The organism is Pectobacterium versatile (assembly GCF_020166435.1).
GTDB classification, from domain to species: Bacteria; Pseudomonadota; Gammaproteobacteria; order Enterobacterales; family Enterobacteriaceae; genus Pectobacterium; species Pectobacterium versatile.
Genome location: NZ_JAINZP010000021.1, coordinates 16,631 through 34,658, shown reverse-complemented (window position 1 = coordinate 34,658; position 18,028 = coordinate 16,631). Strand labels below are relative to the sequence as shown.

15 protein-coding genes and 4 pseudogenes are annotated in these 18,028 nt (G+C 44.2%); 16 read left to right on the top strand and 3 right to left on the bottom strand.

Features of this window, described 5'->3' with window-relative positions:
• The first annotated feature begins 298 nt into the window (after positions 1 to 298).
• The 15 genes and pseudogenes from K7X24_RS17995 to K7X24_RS17925 all read left to right on the top strand — a co-directional run.
• Positions 299 to 763 carry a hypothetical protein gene (locus K7X24_RS17995; protein WP_224556481.1) on the top strand — a complete coding sequence of 155 codons (465 nt, stop codon included), beginning with the start codon at positions 299 to 301 and terminating at the stop codon, positions 761 to 763.
• Between the two features lie 245 nt (positions 764 to 1,008).
• The gene (locus K7X24_RS17990; protein ID WP_224556479.1) at positions 1,009 to 1,824 is read left to right on the top strand and encodes a hypothetical protein; all 816 of its coding nucleotides are present in this window, start codon (positions 1,009 to 1,011) and stop codon (positions 1,822 to 1,824) included.
• A 32-nt stretch (positions 1,825 to 1,856) separates the two neighbouring features.
• Positions 1,857 to 2,351: a hypothetical protein gene (locus K7X24_RS17985; protein ID WP_224556476.1), complete on the top strand. Its 495-nt coding sequence runs from the start codon at positions 1,857 to 1,859 to the stop codon at positions 2,349 to 2,351.
• 77 nt (positions 2,352 to 2,428) lie between these two features.
• Positions 2,429 to 2,902, top strand: coding sequence for a RadC family protein (gene radC / locus K7X24_RS17980; RefSeq protein ID WP_224556473.1), 474 nt, complete (start codon positions 2,429 to 2,431; stop codon positions 2,900 to 2,902).
• A gap of 39 nt (positions 2,903 to 2,941) precedes the next feature.
• Entirely contained in the window at positions 2,942 to 3,277 is a 336-nt protein-coding gene (locus K7X24_RS17975) for a type IV toxin-antitoxin system YeeU family antitoxin (protein WP_224556463.1), read from the top strand.
• A 69-nt stretch (positions 3,278 to 3,346) separates the two neighbouring features.
• The gene (locus K7X24_RS17970) at positions 3,347 to 3,667 is read left to right on the top strand and encodes a TA system toxin CbtA family protein (RefSeq protein ID WP_224556459.1); all 321 of its coding nucleotides are present in this window, start codon (positions 3,347 to 3,349) and stop codon (positions 3,665 to 3,667) included.
• 117 nt (positions 3,668 to 3,784) lie between these two features.
• Positions 3,785 to 4,618, top strand: a complete 834-nt coding sequence (locus tag K7X24_RS17965) for a DUF4942 domain-containing protein (protein WP_224556456.1) — start codon at positions 3,785 to 3,787, stop codon at positions 4,616 to 4,618.
• Between the two features lie 109 nt (positions 4,619 to 4,727).
• Positions 4,728 to 4,979 carry a CopG family ribbon-helix-helix protein gene (locus tag K7X24_RS17960; protein WP_039470468.1) on the top strand — a complete coding sequence of 84 codons (252 nt, stop codon included), beginning with the start codon at positions 4,728 to 4,730 and terminating at the stop codon, positions 4,977 to 4,979.
• Positions 4,980 to 5,032: 53 nt separating this feature from the next.
• Entirely contained in the window at positions 5,033 to 5,428 is a 396-nt protein-coding gene (locus tag K7X24_RS17955; RefSeq protein WP_039470469.1) for a DUF6088 family protein, read from the top strand.
• Between the two features lie 404 nt (positions 5,429 to 5,832).
• Complete coding sequence (locus K7X24_RS17950) at positions 5,833 to 7,104, top strand: tyrosine-type recombinase/integrase (protein WP_224556445.1); 1,272 nt, start codon at positions 5,833 to 5,835, stop codon at positions 7,102 to 7,104.
• A gap of 300 nt (positions 7,105 to 7,404) precedes the next feature.
• Positions 7,405 to 9,768, top strand: a complete 2,364-nt coding sequence (locus tag K7X24_RS17945) for a class I SAM-dependent DNA methyltransferase (RefSeq protein ID WP_224556442.1) — start codon at positions 7,405 to 7,407, stop codon at positions 9,766 to 9,768.
• Positions 9,768 to 11,123, top strand: a complete 1,356-nt coding sequence (locus K7X24_RS17940) for a restriction endonuclease subunit S (RefSeq protein ID WP_224556433.1) — start codon at positions 9,768 to 9,770, stop codon at positions 11,121 to 11,123. Before K7X24_RS17945 ends, K7X24_RS17940 begins: the two co-directional genes overlap by 1 nt.
• The gene (locus K7X24_RS17935; RefSeq protein ID WP_224556429.1) at positions 11,120 to 14,368 is read left to right on the top strand and encodes a type I restriction endonuclease subunit R; all 3,249 of its coding nucleotides are present in this window, start codon (positions 11,120 to 11,122) and stop codon (positions 14,366 to 14,368) included. The genes K7X24_RS17940 and K7X24_RS17935 overlap by 4 nt, the downstream gene beginning before the upstream one ends.
• A 91-nt stretch (positions 14,369 to 14,459) precedes the next feature.
• Positions 14,460 to 14,896: pseudogene (locus K7X24_RS17930) on the top strand (virulence RhuM family protein); the annotation flags it as partial.
• 1 nt (position 14,897) lies between these two features.
• Positions 14,898 to 15,014: pseudogene (locus K7X24_RS17925) on the top strand (restriction endonuclease); the annotation flags it as partial.
• 376 nt (positions 15,015 to 15,390) lie between these two features.
• On the opposite strand, the gene K7X24_RS17920 reads toward K7X24_RS17925, so the two are convergent.
• The 3 genes and pseudogenes from K7X24_RS17920 to K7X24_RS17910 form a co-directional block, all read right to left on the bottom strand.
• Positions 15,391 to 15,807, bottom strand: a complete 417-nt coding sequence (locus K7X24_RS17920) for a hypothetical protein (protein WP_224556428.1) — start codon at positions 15,805 to 15,807, stop codon at positions 15,391 to 15,393.
• A 107-nt stretch (positions 15,808 to 15,914) separates the two neighbouring features.
• Positions 15,915 to 16,196: pseudogene (locus K7X24_RS17915) on the bottom strand (HNH endonuclease); the annotation flags it as partial.
• A pseudogene (locus tag K7X24_RS17910) lies at positions 16,195 to 16,406 on the bottom strand (transposase); the annotation flags it as partial. The pseudogenes K7X24_RS17915 and K7X24_RS17910, both read right to left, overlap by 2 nt.
• A gap of 263 nt (positions 16,407 to 16,669) precedes the next feature.
• Here K7X24_RS17910 and K7X24_RS17905 point away from each other — a divergent pair.
• Positions 16,670 to 17,851 carry a hypothetical protein gene (locus K7X24_RS17905; RefSeq protein WP_224556427.1) on the top strand — a complete coding sequence of 394 codons (1,182 nt, stop codon included), beginning with the start codon at positions 16,670 to 16,672 and terminating at the stop codon, positions 17,849 to 17,851.
• Positions 17,852 to 18,028 lie beyond the last annotated feature (177 nt).

The following is an 18,028-nucleotide window of genomic DNA, read 5'->3' as shown; positions in this document are numbered from 1 at the left end:
ATTTAGCTTTCTATTTTTTTTCGGTTCTATATTACCAATATGAAGTCCTCCAGAAGTATCCTAAAGTACGGCTTTAGATAGACCGATCTGCATTATCGATCGAATAACCTTATTTTGATAGATAATGACTATCAATAATTAAAAATCGATCGTTTTTATAATAGAAAATGACGATCGATAATCGTTTTTCGATCTGTATTAACGATTATACCTGCCATCAGTTCAACATTACGATAATCATGAAAATGTTAATCATCGGAGTTATAAATTTTTCAATAAAATCATGAGGAAATTATTTATGAAGTGTCTACGAATCTGGATAGTTACAGCGCTGATATTTTGTACTAACGCACATGCAGTTGTAGCAGATCAGCAGTGGGGAGATTGGTATGGGACAACCGGTGGGATGGAGTTTTCGCTCAATAGCAGGAATGCCAGCAATGAAGTTCTGACTCTTGAGTGTGCTAACCAGCAATTGGTTGTCCGTTTCAGCATTCCGGCTGAAAGCTATGCAATCACTTCTATAGAAGGTGCTCAGGATGTATTCCTGTCCATCAATAGCCAAAAATACGAATTAGATAACGTAAAGAATGTCAATGGGGAGATTCCAGCCACTATTATTTTTGAGGTACTCAAGCAGACGAAAAACAGTGATCTGCTGCGTTTTACTTCTTTCCAATCTGGGGAATCTAAAGATTTTTCGGCCAGTGGTTTAAATGAAGCATTAAAGGATATTACGTGGCAGGACTGCATCAATCAGTAATTTAGTCGGAGTATGATTATGAATCAGAAGAGTAAAAAGGTAAAAAGTGGAAATGTAGCAGATATAACTATAGCAGCTCTCGCGATGTGTGTTGTTTTAATGCAGAGTTCATCCATTATATTGAAATCTATTACAGCAGGTTTTTTAACTTGGGGGATATGCCATTCAATAAGACGGTTGTCAAGAAATGAAATTGCGTAAAACTATACTCTTTTAATTAGTGAACTCAAAAACAAGGATAATAAATGAAAAATTTAATGTTATTGCTAACATTGATTTTAAGCTGCTTTCATTCATATGCAATGGTTATAAAAGGAAATATTCATCCAGATAGATATACATTTCTCTTAAATAAGCAGGGTGGTGAAGTGTTGAAAAATATAAACAATATAAATCTAAAGCTACGAACAAAACCTGGTGATATTCCTTTGTTGAAAGAGTTGGAGGATAATGTAAATAGAATTGGAATTAATTCAAATGAAGATCCAATATGGAAAAAAGGAAACATTCGTTGGGATGGTAAACCACCCGTTGCATTGACCTGTCTGATAGCAACCACAAGGAACTCTGTTGGAAATTTTTATCAGGACATCACATATTGTGCAGATGAAACGGGTGCTGAATATACTGGGTTAAAAGGCTGGCCGGCTCAACAGGCACTGGAGAAGGTGTGCAAAGTTGGGCTGTCAGATTGCCCTGTTTACCTTGCACTACAAGGAGATGACCCTACGACCAGGAATGATTCTGTTCAATTTTCTCCTCGTCCTTCAACCCCAGCATCCACTCCCCCTAAAAAGGATATGGCAGAGGTTGAAAGAATCACCTCATATTTAAAGGAAAACGGTTGTTCGGTTATAAATGATGCAATGATAAAAAAGGGGGCATCAAGCAACTCTGATCAGCTTTGTGCTCAAGTGACTAAAGTTGGCGGTGATGGGCCGTATTATTCAATTTATTATAAAATGCATGATGGGTATGCAGGAGAGGGGGTGACAATAGAGTATAAAGATGGTCGGCCTGTATGGTTTAACTTACCCAATGGCACGCTGCGAATTGAGTGATTACGGAATTCATATTTCAGTGTGGAGAATTTATGTCTGAAGGTCTAAAAGGACGTTTCCAGCGTCTAAAAGGAAAGTTTCATGTTTCAAGAGAGAAACCACAATGTGAAATAGATTCATCAGAGTCATGTGCTGAAATCTCACCTATTATAAATGAATCTAATCAGGACGATGTCGTACATCAATCTTCTGAAAAGTCAGAATCGGTTTTTTCATCAAAATATAAGCTAATGTTTCAGCAAGTGATAATTAATGGGCTAATAGGTATTGCTGAAGATAAGCTTAAAGACGATGTGTTTATCGAGAGTGTATTCAATAAAGCTTATGAAATACTTCCTACTCCGGTTAGGTTGATATTAAACCGAAAGCGCTGTTTGGATTACCTCATAGCTAATAAAGAACCTCTACTGGAAAAAATTCAGGATTACCGAGCAGGGAAGTTATCTGCAGACGAACTCGCAGACAGCTTAGAGGAGTCACTTCCTTTGTTGACGGAAAACCCGATACCTAATTCCCCCGCAAAATAAATGATTTTCCCTAATACACGCCACTTCCATGTGTGAAGTGGCTTTTTTATGCCTGATTTTTAACTTGAGGAATCACCATGTCATGTAATTCATTGGCAGGCTGCGTTGCGTCCAAAGAACAGCGCATCATCCAGATGGCGCTGTGCCTGCTGGAAAAACGGGTGCGTAAAAATGCGCGGCAGTTCAAAACCTCGGAAGACACCAAAAGCTGGTTAATGCTGGAGCTCAGTAGCCTGGAGCGCGAGGTCTTTATGGTGCTGTATCTGGATAACCAGCATCGCCTGATAGAAAAGGAAATTATCGCGCTGGGTGGCATCAACAGCACCGAAGTGCATCCGCGTGAAATCCTCAAAGCCTCACTGCGCCATAATGCCGCTGCCGTAATACTGGCGCATAACCATCCTTCCGGCTGGGCCGAGCCCAGTCAGGCCGACCGCTATATCACCGACAAGCTTAAGGACTCATTGTCACCACTCGACGTCAAAGTGCTCGACCATCTGGTGGTCGGCGGCGCTGAGGTGGTGTCGTTCGCTGAACGCGGCTGGCTGTGATGACCGCATTTACTACCGCGTTTTTATGAGGAAACCATCATGCCATCATCGGACACCCCGGAATGGGGATTAAAATGTGCCATCACTCCGCGATTCGGAGCCAGACTGGTGCAGGAAGGTAATCGTCTGCATTATCTGGCTGACCGGGCCAGCTTTATCGGTACTTTTAGCAAAACAGAGGCCCGTAGCTTGGAACACAGTTTCCCTCAGCAGATTAAGCAGTTAGAGCAGAAGCTACGCACGGGTGAGCTAAATCCCCGCCAGCAGGGCTGCATCACGCTGCATTGCAACGAATGGACCTGTGAAGCCGATACGCTGGGCAGTTTTGGTTATGTGTATATTGTTATTTATCCAACTTCTGCTGCGACACACTAATCCATAATTTCTCTACTCACCTTGTGCATTTCCCTGATTTTATCGACTTAATCTGAAGAGCGTATTCCCATGCAACCATCACCTACAATCCCGTCACGGGAGGATAACCCCTGTGCGTCACCTATAGCTGTCTGGCAGCAGCTTCTGACCTACCTGCTGGAAAAGCACTACGGCCTCACGCTGAACGATACGCCGTTCTGTGAGGAAAATGTGATTCAGGAGCATATCGATGCTGGCATCACGTTGGTCAATGCCGTGAATTTTCTGGTGGAAAAATACGAACTGGTGCGTATCGATCGCAACGGTTTTAACTGGCAGGAGCAATCGCCGTTTCTCACTGTTGTTGATGTTCTCCGTGCCAGACGCGCTACCGGCTTGCTCAAAGCATAAAGATTGCGAGCCGCTTTCCAGTAATACCAGGCCAAATCAATTCACTCTCTTCCTCAATGCATAATGCGCCAGCCCTGACCGGCTGGCGCATTTGCTTTTATGTATGGACCGCAAACTATGCAAATTGAACCCGAGGTTTTAACCGAACACACCGAGCTTATTTGCTCGACCAACATTGAGCGTATCGTCACCGGACGTGATGCTGCGCTGCAACAGATAGAGCAACTCCTCAACCAGCTACGGGCGATCTCAACGCTAACAGTGACTATCGGCGGCGGCACCGCTGAAGAGTGGGGGCTGAAACAAGGGCATCGCTACGATTGCTGGCTGACAGAAATGCCTGACAAGGCGATGCCAGCCATCACGCGCACGTTGGATCGCAATATCTGGCGTGACCTGATGCTGAAATCCGGCATGCTGTCGCTGATGGACGCTGAAGCGCGTATCCAGTGGCATAAAAATCTCGATGAAGGGGAGCTACCGGTCATCAGCGAAGCCAATATTCTCAGCACGTTTGAGCAACTTCACCAGAGTAAACAAGAGGTATTCGAGCGTGGGGTCATCAACGTATTCAAAGGACTATCGTGGGATTACAAAACCAATCACCCTTGCTACTTTGGTAAGAAAATAATCATTAATAATCTGGTGACATATAACCGCTGGGGCTTTGGCCTGAACTGGGGCTGGCGACGCGATCAACTGGCCGATCTGGAACGTATGCTGTATCTGTTGGATGGCAAACCGATCCCCGATAATCGGGGCGATGTCACTATCCGGCTGATGGACCATATCCGCGATAATCCGCACCAGCAGGAATACGAAGATGAGTTCTTTAGTGTGCGTTACTTTCAGAAAGGTACCGGTCATCTCATCTTTAAACGCCCCGACTTGATCGAGCAGATGAACGACATTATTGCCAAACATTATCCAGGGATGTTGGCGGCGAGGTGATCAAATGACGTAGCAAGGATGCTGATGTTGTGCTTACTTGATGAATGATGTATCAAACACAGGTTATCTTAATAAAAGGTAATTGGCCTTTCTTGTCGAGGTGATACTGATGGGAACACCGTCTAAAAAGACGCTCAGTGCTCAGATACCCGCCGGGCTTGCTGCTGCGGTTGAAAGCCTGGCTATTGAACTGGATAGATCCAAAAGCTGGGTGATTAAAGAAGCACTGACCGAGATGATCGAAAAGAGAGAACGACGGCATCAGATGGTTCAAAAAGGACTTGCTGATGTTGATGCTGGGAAGGTGGTAAACCATGCAGATGTGCTCGACTTTGCTAACGAGCTGAAAATGCATGATTGATAAAAACGCATAGGGTGAGTGTATCAATTTTCTTGCCAATAACGGAGGAGAACATGACGACAAGAGATCGTATCCAGTCCAGACTGAAGCGTTCCAAGCATTATGTCTTCACTCGCAACGACTTCAAAGATATTGGCAGCTATGCTCAAGTTGGAAAAGTATTGCGTAGTCTGGTCAGTGAAGGCTTATTGTTGAAAGTGGGCTATGGGGTGTACACCAAAGCTCGTCAAAATAACATTACCGGCAACATTATGCCCGCCGCGCCAGGGGGATCTTCAGCAGTGATTATTGAAACGCTAGAGCGTTTCAATGTCCCTTATCGTTTCGTTGGTGCAACGGCAGCGTATAACAGTGGAAAATCTACGCAGATCCCAACCTCTCCGGAAATAGAAACTCCGCCGAGTTTTAAAAGAGTGCTTAGCGTGGGGAACAGTAAATTGAATGCATGATATCTGCTGCAATGATATCGTCAGATGCCAATCTTCCCCTTCTAAAATATCTGCGCGGCTTCGAGTCCCAAATTTAACAATTTCAAGCGTTGGTATCTGCGTTGGTATAATGTCTTTAGTCTTTATTTAAATTAATATTAAATCATGAGGTTATATGCAATGTGCGAGTCCGGCCTTCGCACCATAGTATGAAAATTAAGTCACCTTAGGGTGGCTTTTTTTATGTCCATAATCGTCCAGTAACATCCATATCTATCTGTAAAATAAAGATTTTAATTTCATTTTCCTCTCTGCGATTTTGTCTGTTTTATCCACAGTGGTCTTTCTTCGTCCATTGACATCCAGATGATTTGGGGGTCAAGATAAGGGTCAATTCACTTCGATTATGAGTTGACCCCCAAATTATGGCACTGACCGACGTTGTTGCCCGTACTGCCAAGCCCCGCGATAAAGCGTATAAGCTCGCGGACGCGCACGGCCTGTATCTTTTGGTGAGTCCTAACGGCTCTAAGCGCTGGTATCTCAAATACCGCTTTGAAGGTAAGGAAAGTCGGATTGCGTTCGGTGCCTATCCGCTAGTCTCGCTGGTAAAGGCTAGAGAGAAACGTGATGAGATACGATTGCTGTTGTTGGAAGGCATCCACCCAACGGAAAAGCGCGAAGAAGAAAAAGAGCAGGCACAAGAAGCGTTGAATACTTTTGCGAAGGTTGCGCAGGACTGGCACCGAAACATTAGCCAAAACAGATGGTCAGAAACGCACGCTGGACGGGTATGGCGCGATATGGAACGAAATCTACTGCCTGCTATCGGGCATCGCCATATTGCCGACCTGAAAACTAAAGACCTGCTGGAGCCGCTGAAAGTCGTCGAACAGAACGGTCATCTTGATTTGGCGTCACGGCTGCGCCAGCGTGTCACCGATATCATGCGCTACGCGGTGCAGAACGATTTGATAGAGCGCAACCCCGCGCAAGACCTCTCCGGTGCGATAGCCGCACCAAAAGCCACACATCGGCCAGCCCTGAAGCTGAATAAACTGCCTGACTTTCTGGCACGGATAGAACGCCACAAAGGGCGGGAGTTAACCAAACTAGCCTTAAAACTCACGCTGTGCGTTTTTATTCGTTCCAGCGAGCTACGTTTTGCCCGCTGGCCGGAAATTGATTTTAAACGCGCCATGTGGACGATACCGGCTGAACGTGCAGCCATTCCTGGCGTGAAGCACTCACAGCGCGGTGCAAAGATGCGCTCTGAACATCTGGTGCCGTTATCCCGACAGGCTTTAGCGCTGCTGGAAGAGATTAAGGCCATCAGCGGCGCTCATGAACTGATCTTCCCCGGCGATCGTCGGCCAACCAAACCGATGAGTGAAAACACCGTCAACAATGCATTGCGAACCATGGGCTACGACACCACCACCGAGGTTTGCGGACATGGCTTCCGCACGATGGCCTGTAGCGCACTGGTGGAGTCCGGCCAGTGGTCACGGGATGCGGTAGAGCGCCAGATGAGTCATCAGGAACGCAACGGCGTCCGTGCTGCCTATATCCACAAAGCGGAACATCTGGATGAGCGCAGGCTAATGCTGCAATGGTGGGCGGATTTTCTGGATGCGAATCGGGAGAGGGCGGTGAGTCCGTTTGATTTTGGGAAGGTTATTAATCGACTAAAATAGAAACTTTCCTTTTCCTGCATCTGTTTTGAAAAATTTCACATAAGGGCATTCTCTGCTGATTTTTTGAGTAGGTGGAGAATGCCGTGTATTTTTTGTCATGGTTGGTTTTCACCTCAGCATGCCGCTTTCGTCGAAGACTTAGCGCTGCTTAAGCCATGGCTTAATCTCAGTGTTCATTTATTTGCCCGTATCGTTTGCGATAGCCTTCGTTGCGGGTATTATTTTGTGAATTACATTCTAAAACTGAATTTATGCTTGCGCATCTTTGCGCGATGGCAGCGATCTCTTCTAAGGATTTTCATGTCTAACACTAATTTTTCTCAAACGGCTGCCTTTATCTGGTCCGTTGCTGACTTGCTTCGCGGTGATTTTAAACAATCCCAGTATGGACGCGTGATTCTGCCTTTTACGCTGCTGCGTCGGCTTGAGTGCGTGTTAGCCGCGAGTAAAGAAGCGGTGTTAGCGGAAGTCGAAAAACTTAAGACAAGCCCGCTGCCTGAAGAGGGACGAGAGAAATTTCTGTTACGCGCCACTCATGGCCTGTCATTCTTCAATACCTCGCCGATGGATCTCGGCAAGATGGGGCAGAACGACATTAAAGCGAATCTGGAGAATTACGTTCAATGTTTCTCAAAAGATGCGCGTGAAATTTTTGAGCACTTCAAATTTAGTGAGTTCGTTGGCCTGCTGGATGATGCAAACCTACTGTTCAAAATCGTCAAAAAGTTCGCCACTACAGACCTCAGTCCAAAAGCGATTTCTAACTATGAAATGGGGCTGGTGTTTGAAGAACTGATTCGCCGTTTTGCGGAAAGTTCGAATGAGACTGCTGGGGAACACTTTACTCCACGCGATATCGTGCGTTTAACGACTTCACTGGTGTTTATGGAAGATGATGAAGCGTTGTCTAAAGACGGCATCATTCGCACCATTTATGACCCGACGGCGGGGACTGGCGGCTTCCTCTCTTCTGGCATGGAATATGTGCACGAGCTTAACCCGAATGCGGTAATGCGAGCTTTTGGTCAGGAGCTGAATCCAGAATCTTACGCAATTTGTAAAGCCGATATGCTGATAAAAGGACAGGATGTTAGCCGTATCAAACTGGGCAACACCCTTTCCAACGATCAGTTACCGCAAGACCAGTTCGACTATATGCTGTCGAACCCGCCGTTCGGTGTGGACTGGAAAAAGATTGAAGGTGAGATTAACGACGAGCATAAACTGAAAGGCTTTAATGGCCGTTTTGGCTCAGGTTTGCCGCGCGTATCCGATGGTTCTCTGTTGTTCCTTCTACATCTGATCAGCAAAATGCGCGATACCCACAATGCTGATGGTTCAGTCAATGATGGCGGGCGTATTGGCATTATTCTCAACGGTTCTCCGCTGTTTACCGGTGGTGCGGGTAGCGGTGAGAGCGAAATCCGCCGCTATATTCTGGAAGCCGATTTGCTGGAAGGCATTGTCGCGTTGCCGACAGATATGTTCTACAACACTGGGATTGCGACTTACGTCTGGATTCTGTCGAATAAGAAAGCAGCGGAACGCAAAGGCAAAGTCCAACTGATTGATGGCACCAACCTGTGCGGCAAGATGCGTAAATCGCTGGGTTCCAAGCGTAATCTGATGGGTGAGGATGATATTAAGCTTATCACCCGCACGTTTGGCGCTTTTGAGGGGGTTGATGCGATTTCTCTTGAAGCGTTAGGTCTTGAAAAGGCCGCCGAGCAAAAATCTAACCGTGGTCGCCAGTCTGCGACGGCCAAAACGGAAGCGCCAAAAACCTTTGCTAGCAAAATTTTTAACAGCACGGATTTTGGCTACCGCCGTCTGACCATTGAGCGTCCGCTGCGCCTGTCTGCACAGATTACCGATGGAGCGATTGCCAGCCTGCGCTTTGCGCCGAAGCCGTTTAACGCGCCGATGGAACGTTTGTATGACGAATTTGCTTCGCAGTGGCAGGATGATAATTATGGCAATTTTGCAGATAGTGAAGCGGAAGCTCGCGCCATTATCAAGGCGGAATTTGCCGAGCTGAAAGAGAAGCAAATTAAAGATCTGCTGGACAGCAAATTGTGGCTGGCGCAGCACGAGTTAATGATCAAAGCACAGCAGATCCAAACCGCGCTGGGAACGCAAGCAGGTGGAAAAATGCTGGTCAGTAACGACTTTAACCAGTTCCAACTTACCCTGAAAGGGGCGCTGAAAACCGCAGGCGTTAAGCTCGATACCAAAGAGAACAAACAATTTATCGACGCGATTACCACGAAAAACCCAGACGCTGAGCCGGTGGTGAAAAAAGTGCTGAAAGAAGCACTCCAACCGCTGTACGGTGCGTTTGAATACAAGGGTAACGTGGTAGAGTTCGAGCAGGATGGCGATTTGCGTGATAACGAGAACGTACCGTTGAACCCAGCAGTTGCTACCAGTGACCTGATCGAAAGCTACTTTAAAGCGGAAGTGTTGCCGCATGTGGCCGATGCCTGGATTAATGCCGACAAGCGCGATGCTAAAGATGGTGACATTGGCATTGTCGGCTATGAGATTCCGTTTAACCGTCATTTCTACGTGTACCAGCCGCCGCGCCCGTTGGAAGAGATTGATGCCGATCTGGATGCGGTCAGCGCCGAAATTATGAAGCTGCTACAGGAGGTGCATTCCTGATGGCTAAATATAAGGCGTATCCGGAGTATAAGGATTCTGGGGTTGAGTGGGTTGATTCAATACCATCTCATTGGGAAGTGAGACCTACATTTTCCTTATGCGAAGCATCAGCTAAGAAAAATATTGATGGTGCAGAGAATAATGTACTCTCACTAAGTTATGGGAATATTATTCCTCGAAATGTAGAGGAAAACTTTGGCCTACTTCCTGAGTCTTTTAATACATATCAGATCATTGAGCGTGGAGATGTCATTCTTAGGCTAACCGATCTACAAAATGATAAAAATAGTTTACGCGTCGGTTTAGTAAAACAGAAGGGGATCATTACATCTGCGTATTTAAAGCTGAAAGCAAAAAATGATATGAATTCTGCTTTTTTGTATCGACTGCTGCATTCGTACGATACAACAAAGGTTTTTTACGGTATGGGGGGCGGTTTGAGGCAATCTATGAAGTTTGAGGACTTTAGAAGATTACCACTGTTATTACCACCGAAAGAAGAGCAGCTAAACATATCTGCTTTCCTCGATCACGAAACTGCAAAAATCGATAATCTAATCGAAAAGCAACAGCAACTGATTGAACTAATGAAAGAAAAACGTCAGGCGGTGATTAGCCATGCCGTCACCAAAGGGTTAAACCCTGATGTACCGATGAAGGATTCTGGTGTTGAGTGGTTGGGGGAAGTGCCGGAGCATTGGAAAGTATCTAGCCTTGGTTATTATAGCTCACTCAATACGGGAGCAACTCCTGACCGTTCAAATTCTAAATATTGGAACGGGGAGATTGCTTGGATTAAAACCGGAGAGGTTAATTACAACAACATATGTTCTTCCGAAGAGAAAATAACCTGTGAGGCTGTAAAAAATACTTCTGTTCGCCTTTCTCCTCCTGGAACATTATTAATGGCCATGTATGGACAAGGAATTACAAGGGGAAGGGTTGCAATATTAGATATTAGTGCGACTTACAATCAGGCATGTGTTGCCATTTCTCCAAATGAAGCACTGCTGAATGTATATTTAAGATTGTTTTTTATGGCCGGCTATCATGCGATTCGTGATGGTGGTAATGAAACAAGCCAAATGAATTTAAATGCAGATATTGTTAGAAAATTTAAGATACTGGTACCACCACTATCTGAGCAAAAAGAAATTGTAAGCTATTTAGATTGCCATCTACCTCAAATAGAAATACTCGTAGAAAGGGCCGATTCGGTTATTGCCCTATTGCAAGAACGCCGCACCGCCCTTATCTCTGCTGCTGTCACGGGCAAAATCGACGTGCGCGACTGGGTTATGCCAGCGAGTAGCGAAATGGCAGATATTGAGGAATCACAGGGGGTGAACGCATGAGCATGGACTCGACCAAAGAAACGGTCTTCCAGAATGAAATGATTGCACAGATGGTTGAACATGGCTGGATTGTCGGAAAAGGTGATGGCTACGATCGTGAACGTGCGCTGTATTCGCAAGATGTGCTGACCTTCGTTAAAACGACTCAGCCGCAGGAATGGGAAAAGCTGGTTAAGGTTTTCCCTACCGATACTGAGCGTCATTTCCTTGATGCACTGGTGGTACAGCTTAAGAAAGCCGATGTTAACGCCACCGATAAACTCTCGCGCACCTACGGTACGTTGGGCGTATTGCGCAATGCGCTAAAGATCCGCAATGCGCGTTTTACGCTATGCCAGTTTAAACCCGAGCACAATTTAAACCCGGAAACGCTGGCGCGTTACCAGCAGAATATCTGCCGTATTGTGCCGGAGCTGGTTTATAGCCCGTATGCCACTCAAGCGGCGTTTGAAGAAACCGGCTTAAAAGCGAAAAAGTGGCGTATCGATCTGGTACTGTTTGTTAACGGTCTGCCGGTGGCGACGCTTGAGTTGAAATCCGAATTCAAACAGGCGGTACAAAACGCGATTAAACAATATAAGAAAACGCGTTTGCCGAAAGATCCGATAACCAATAAACCTGAACCGCTGCTGACCTTTAAACGCGGGGCGCTGGTGCACTTTGCCGTCAGCCAGTATGACGTGTTTATGGCGACGAAATTGGCTGGTGATGACACCTTCTTCCTGCCCTTTAATAAAGGCACGGCTGACGGTGGTGCAGGCAATGACATTCCCGATAATGAAAACGAGTACGCCACCAGCTACCTGTGGAATGAGGTGCTGCTGCCAGACAATCTGCTGAATATTCTCGCGCGTTTTGTGCATTTGCAAATCGAGGAAAAAGAAGACTGGAACGGGCTGAAGGTTAAAAAAGAGAGTTTAATCTTCCCTCGTTATCACCAGTGGGATGTGGTGAATAAACTGATTCACGCCGCCACGCGAGAAGGCACTGGAAATAAATATCTTATTCAGCACAGTGCCGGTTCCGGTAAGTCCAATTCGATTGCCTGGACCGCCCACCAGCTTTCTACACTCTATGATGATAAGGGCGAAAAACAGTTCCACTCGGTGATTGTTGTTACCGACCGTACTGTATTGGACGATCAGCTTCAGGATACCATTTACCAGTTTGAGCATCAGGACGGTGTGGTCGGGCGCATTAATAACAAGGAAGGCGACGGCTCTAAATCAGAAAAACTTGCCAGTGCGCTGGAAAACTCACAGCCGATTATTATCGTTACCATCCAGACCTTCCCGTTTGTGCTCAAAGCCATCGAAAACAGCGTCAGCCTTAAGCAACGCAAATATGCGGTGATTGCCGATGAAGCGCATTCTTCTCAAAGCGGTTCCACGGCGCGTCAGTTAAAAGAAGTACTGATGACCGAAGAAGCGGACGACGATGTGGTGTTGTCGTCGGAAGATATTTTGGATGCCACTGTTGCCGCGCGAAAAGGCAGTAATAATCTTAATTTTTATGCGTTTACCGCCACGCCAAAAGCGAAAACGCTGGAGCTGTTTGGCCGTCGCCCCAACCCTCTTGAACCCGCATCCAAGACCAATAAGCCCGAAGCATTCCACGTATATTCGATGCGTCAGGCCATTGAAGAAGGCTTTATTCTTGATGTGCTGAAGAACTACACCAACTACAAAGTGGCGTATAAGCTGTTGCAAAAGCTGGACGATCCTGACCGGGAAGTGGACAGTAAAAAAGCCAAAATCAAACTAAACCAGTGGGTTACGCTGCATGAACATAACGTCTCGCAAAAAGTAAAAGTGGTTGTCGAGCACTACCGAAAACATGTCATGCATTTACTCGGCGGACAGGCGAAGGCCATGGTCGTGACCAGTTCGCGCAAAGCGGCGGTGCGCTACAAGCTGGCGTTTGATAAATATATTGCTGAGAATCACTACCAGAAAATTAACGCGATGGTGGCGTTTTCAGGCGAAGTGGAATTTGTTGAAAGCGATCAAAACAGTCTCGCGCTGTTAAATAAAAAGTTCAATGAAATCAATATGAATCCAGGGCTGAAAGGCCGGGATATGCGCAAGGCCTTTGATAGTGATGATTATCAGGTCATGCTGGTTGCGAATAAATTCCAGACGGGGTTTGACCAGCCGAAGCTGTGTGCCATGTATGTGGATAAACCTCTCGGCGGGGTGGAGTGCGTACAAACACTCTCGCGCCTGAATCGTATTTATCCGAGCAAAGCGCAGTCAGGCACCTTCGTGCTCGATTTCTACAATGAACCGGATGATATTCTGGGGGCTTTCCAGCCTTACTATCAGACTGCCGAACTGACAGATATCAGCGATCCGCAGTTAGTCTTCGAGCTATTCGAGAAGCTCCGTGCCAGCGGTATTTTCTTGTGGAATGAAGTGGAACAATTCTGCGAAGCGTTCTTTACCAAAAATAAATCCAACGCGGCAATTAGCAATATTTGTAAACCCGCCGTTGAGCGTTGGAAAAAACGCTATACCTCGTCCATTGATGCCTATGTGTTGGCAAAAGAAATTTTTGAGCGTACGAAGAAAACCAACGATGTGGTGCTGATTACCAATGCTGAAAACAGCTTTAAAAGCTGTAAGCAAGAGAAAGACACGCTGGATATCTTCAAGAAAGATCTCGGTAGTTTTGTCCGTTTCTACGAATTTATGTCACAAATCGTTGAGTACGATGATAAGGAACTGGAGAAACTCAGTCTGTTTGCCCGCCATTTACGGCCATTGCTGCATGAACAGAATGTTGAAGAAGATGAGGTTGATTTAAGCAATGTGGAAATGAGTCATTACCGCTTGTCAAAAATTCACGAACAACATCTGAAACTTCAGGAAGATGCCGAAGAATACAAAATAAAGCCAGGTAACGACATTGGCACCGCCAAGCCGAAGGATAAGAAAGAAGAATTTCTGTCACATATTCTGGCGCGTCTTAACGAGCTGTTTATTACGGATAATCTGACCGATAAAGACATGATTAATTATGCCTTTAGCGTGCGCGACAAGTTATCAGAAAATCAGGCGGTGATGACGCAGATTGCGAATAACACACGCGAACAGGCCATGCTGGGTGATTTCCCTAAAGCGATTGATGACGCGGTGTTGGACAGCAATGACGCGCAGCAGGAGATGATGATGCAATACCTGTCTAATCCTGAACTGGCAAAAGGATTTGCCCGGGTGGTGTTTGATATGTTGAAAGGGGCGTGAGTTTTCCACTGACTGGGCATCACCATTCAGCCGATGGAGCATAAAAACGGAGACACCATGATAGATAAACACTTACCTCAAGCAATTCATCATGTTTACCAGTCAGGATGGCAAAATACGTATTGAATGCCGTTTCGACAGCGATACGTTATGGCTATCGCAAGCGATGATTGGTGAGCTATATGGTAAAGCCAAAGCAACCATATCAAAAACATCTTTGAAGACAGTGGATTGGATGAAGATTCAGTTGTTCGGTTTTACCGAACAACTGCCAGTGATGGAAAAAATTATCAGGTTCAATACGTTAATCTGTCATTGGTTCTGGCCGTCGGTTACCGCGTCCGTTCAACCCGAGGCATCCAGTTCCGTCAATGGGCTACGCAGACCTTGCAGGAATACCTGATTAAAGGTTTTGTAATGGATGATGAGAGGCTGAAAAATCCGCCCGTCGGCCCGTCAGTGGTGCCCGATTACTTTGGCGAGATGCTGGAACGCATCCGCGATATTCGTGCCAGTGAAAGGCGCGTCTAAAGGCATGGTGTTGGTTGATGGTGAACGTTTGGTCCATCTGATGATCGAAAACGAGGTGGGGGTATCTTCCCGCTTGGTTAAAGTACCTAAATTGGATATGGATTACTTTGAATAATTGAGTATTAAACATGATTTTTATTTTAATAATAAGTGGTGAAGTTAAATTGCCAAATTTTTTATCCGTATTATTAATATAGATACCCCCATAAAATATCAATATTTAGGTTTGACGTATTGATGTATTTTATTTTTCATGGATTCTTTAGCTGTGTGGTATAGGGGGGGGCAATTACATTTTTAAATATTTGGTTTTTTTATTTTACTGTTGATTCTACGAGGGCCTTTTCCTATATCAACGTAGTTCTTGACAGTTTTTACTGGAGTCATATAAATAGCTAATGTTATAGATGGACTTATACCATATTTTAACTGTAAATCTGGGTTGTGATTCACTAAGGTTTTTGTGAAAGTTATCAATCGTATTATTTGCATTAATTTATCGAAGACGCACCGGAGCTGATAGAAAGTAATACATTCATCTTATCTAATGCAACTGAGTCTCCTTTTCGTGGGTCGCCATAAGCAAAGCATTCATCGTTCAATCCAAAATGATGAACGACTTGTCTCAATGATCCGATGTTATCACCTTTTATTTCATGGCCATTAATAAAATACTGGATCTTATCGATATATAAATTTCCAAGTCCCGCATTGTAAATACAATACCCATATTCATTTTTACTCCCATCAATCGTTGGTACAAGTGTTATGTAAGGTTGAACGGAAATTTCATAATTTTTCTTCTGTAAATAGCCTTGATAAACAGAAAATCCTAGCGCACATAAAGCTACGATAACACTAGCAAGCGATATGGATAAACTATTCTGAGCTAATCTATTATCACTCATTCAGATACAACGCCTTTTTACAATGGCTCAATGCGCCAATAAATATAGGTCAATAGTAAGCCTGATAAAAATAAGAAAAACCCACAGAACAGGTTCTAAATGGGTATCTATATTCTAAAAAACTGCCCCCGATGCCATTCCACAAACTGTTCAAGTGGGTAATACTCCCGCTTTTTAGGCAGAAACAGCGGTTTTCCCTCGAAATCCCAGAATAGCCTTTCGACGATCCTACAGCCGTTCACACCTTCGGAAACCATCAATTTCATCCCCTCATCAATACCGATAACTCCAATATCAAACGCAGAATGATGCATCGAGCATAAGGCAAGCCCGTTGGCCACGGTGCAAGGGCCACTGTATTGTTTCCATTTGATGTGTGCTGCCTCTACTGATGTTTTGCGTCTTTACGGCTTCCTGCGTCATCTGCTTTCGGCGCGATGGCTTCACCACTTTTTTGCCATGATCTCCTGAATAATCTCGGCTTTGAGGCGTTCTTCGGCATGCATCTTTTTGAGGCGGCGATTTTCCTCTTCCAGTTCTTTGAGACGAGCCATCATGGAAGCATCCATACCGCCAAACTTCGCTTTCCAGTTGTAGTACTAGGCTTCGGATATTCCCGATTCGTGGTAGATGTCTTTGATGGTAAGCGTAAAGTAATTTGGTTCGTGCAGCCGTTTTACGTTTTGGTGGAATTAGTTTCATGACATGTTGGGACTAAATGCTCGTTTTTTTCGATGAGGAACGGCACTATCGTACTGTAAAGTAGAATTAAGTCCGTTTTTTGATATCTTTTGTGCTTTGTAGCTGAATAACATCAAATATTACTAATTTCTTGGCATCGTTAAGCATAGGAAGCTGTATTATGAATAAAATAAGTTTGGAACCTAATTCTAAACCGCATTTCATCCGCTCCATTGAAACTCGAGTTTACCCCTGCATTGACGAGAAAGCATCCTTCCCGATCGCTCAACTGAAGTCTGTGACAAACAGTAATGGTATGTGCTTAGCCAAGATTGCCAAAAATACTAAGAATGGGGATTGTAAAATCCTGAAAGAATTGTTATGTTTTTGTTTGAAAAATGAACAATACATTCCTCCGTTACTACCGAAAACTAAGGATGACGGAATATTTAAGGTAAGGAACCATTTTTCCTCAGAGAATAATATATATAGCTGGGTAGCACCTATATCTTATTTACGGGAAATTAATCCTATTTGTTATGGGATTATAAAAGAGACATTAAATAATTCGAAAAAAATATGTAATATGGCAGTGATTAATATGAAGAAGTTGTCGTATCTTGAACTTGCTGATTTTTATAAAAATAAAATAGGACTGGATGTTGATGAATCTGACGCTAAGGTACTAGCTGAAGGTATTGTTAATTTTAATGCGGCTGTTGACTTTTTTCGTTCTAAAATGGATGAGAAATTTATATTCCCCAGAGATATTGATCCGGATAAGAGTCTGGCTTCTTATTCTGGTTTAACTAAAAAGATAACTATTTATAATTCTATTTTTAAAGTTGATAGTGCAACAATTACGCATGTATTTCTTCATGAAATTTTACATTCTATAGGTGCGAAGGATTATTTTTACCATCGTACACCAGAGTTGACTGTAACCAGGAATAATGAAAAATTACATGAATTTAATACTGTTGATGCATTGAATAAGAAAGTTATAGATTTATCCATAAGTGCTAGGGATAATTTTATTAATCGTAAGGAATATTATTTTGGGAAGAGTTTATATAAAGATCTTGAAATTATTAAAGAGAAATTAAATCCGAATGATGCACACTTTGAGTTTTTTAAAATCATCTTAAAAGATAAATCTAAGTTGAAGGAGATGGCTTTTTCCAATGCAGACACAAATGCGGTTTTTATATTTCAATTAGCTGGGTTTGGCGTTGTTGATATGAAAAATATTAATCAGCTATCAAAATTAATTAAAAATGTAGATACAAATTCGCAGTTCTTGAATGTGGCAGATATTCGATCATTTTTTGACGGAAAAGGTAAGAGAGAAGGAGGGGCATAGCTTGGTGATGCCTAATGACTGTTCTGGCCTAATAATCGGTGATGTCAACTTAAGAAAATATATTCCTTGAATAGTGGGCCGCGGTTATAACAACGCGTAAAAATCACAGCAGAGAGCTTAGTTGCTTGGGAATTGATAGTGTTTTGGTTAGGAATGTTGACAGAGAGAAGATGCATT

Coding starts and splice junctions, on each gene's coding strand:
- K7X24_RS17995 (WP_224556481.1), top strand. CDS start 299: ATGAAGTGTCTACGAATCTGGATAGTTACAGCGCTGATATTTTGTACT.
- K7X24_RS17990 (WP_224556479.1), top strand. CDS start 1,009: ATGAAAAATTTAATGTTATTGCTAACATTGATTTTAAGCTGCTTTCAT.
- K7X24_RS17985 (WP_224556476.1), top strand. CDS start 1,857: ATGTCTGAAGGTCTAAAAGGACGTTTCCAGCGTCTAAAAGGAAAGTTT.
- radC (WP_224556473.1), top strand. CDS start 2,429: ATGTCATGTAATTCATTGGCAGGCTGCGTTGCGTCCAAAGAACAGCGC.
- K7X24_RS17975 (WP_224556463.1), top strand. CDS start 2,942: ATGCCATCATCGGACACCCCGGAATGGGGATTAAAATGTGCCATCACT.
- K7X24_RS17970 (WP_224556459.1), top strand. CDS start 3,347: ATGCAACCATCACCTACAATCCCGTCACGGGAGGATAACCCCTGTGCG.
- K7X24_RS17965 (WP_224556456.1), top strand. CDS start 3,785: ATGCAAATTGAACCCGAGGTTTTAACCGAACACACCGAGCTTATTTGC.
- K7X24_RS17960 (WP_039470468.1), top strand. CDS start 4,728: ATGGGAACACCGTCTAAAAAGACGCTCAGTGCTCAGATACCCGCCGGG.
- K7X24_RS17955 (WP_039470469.1), top strand. CDS start 5,033: ATGACGACAAGAGATCGTATCCAGTCCAGACTGAAGCGTTCCAAGCAT.
- K7X24_RS17950 (WP_224556445.1), top strand. CDS start 5,833: ATGGCACTGACCGACGTTGTTGCCCGTACTGCCAAGCCCCGCGATAAA.
- K7X24_RS17945 (WP_224556442.1), top strand. CDS start 7,405: ATGTCTAACACTAATTTTTCTCAAACGGCTGCCTTTATCTGGTCCGTT.
- K7X24_RS17940 (WP_224556433.1), top strand. CDS start 9,768: ATGGCTAAATATAAGGCGTATCCGGAGTATAAGGATTCTGGGGTTGAG.
- K7X24_RS17935 (WP_224556429.1), top strand. CDS start 11,120: ATGAGCATGGACTCGACCAAAGAAACGGTCTTCCAGAATGAAATGATT.
- K7X24_RS17920 (WP_224556428.1), bottom strand. CDS start 15,807: ATGAGTGATAATAGATTAGCTCAGAATAGTTTATCCATATCGCTTGCT.
- K7X24_RS17905 (WP_224556427.1), top strand. CDS start 16,670: ATGAATAAAATAAGTTTGGAACCTAATTCTAAACCGCATTTCATCCGC.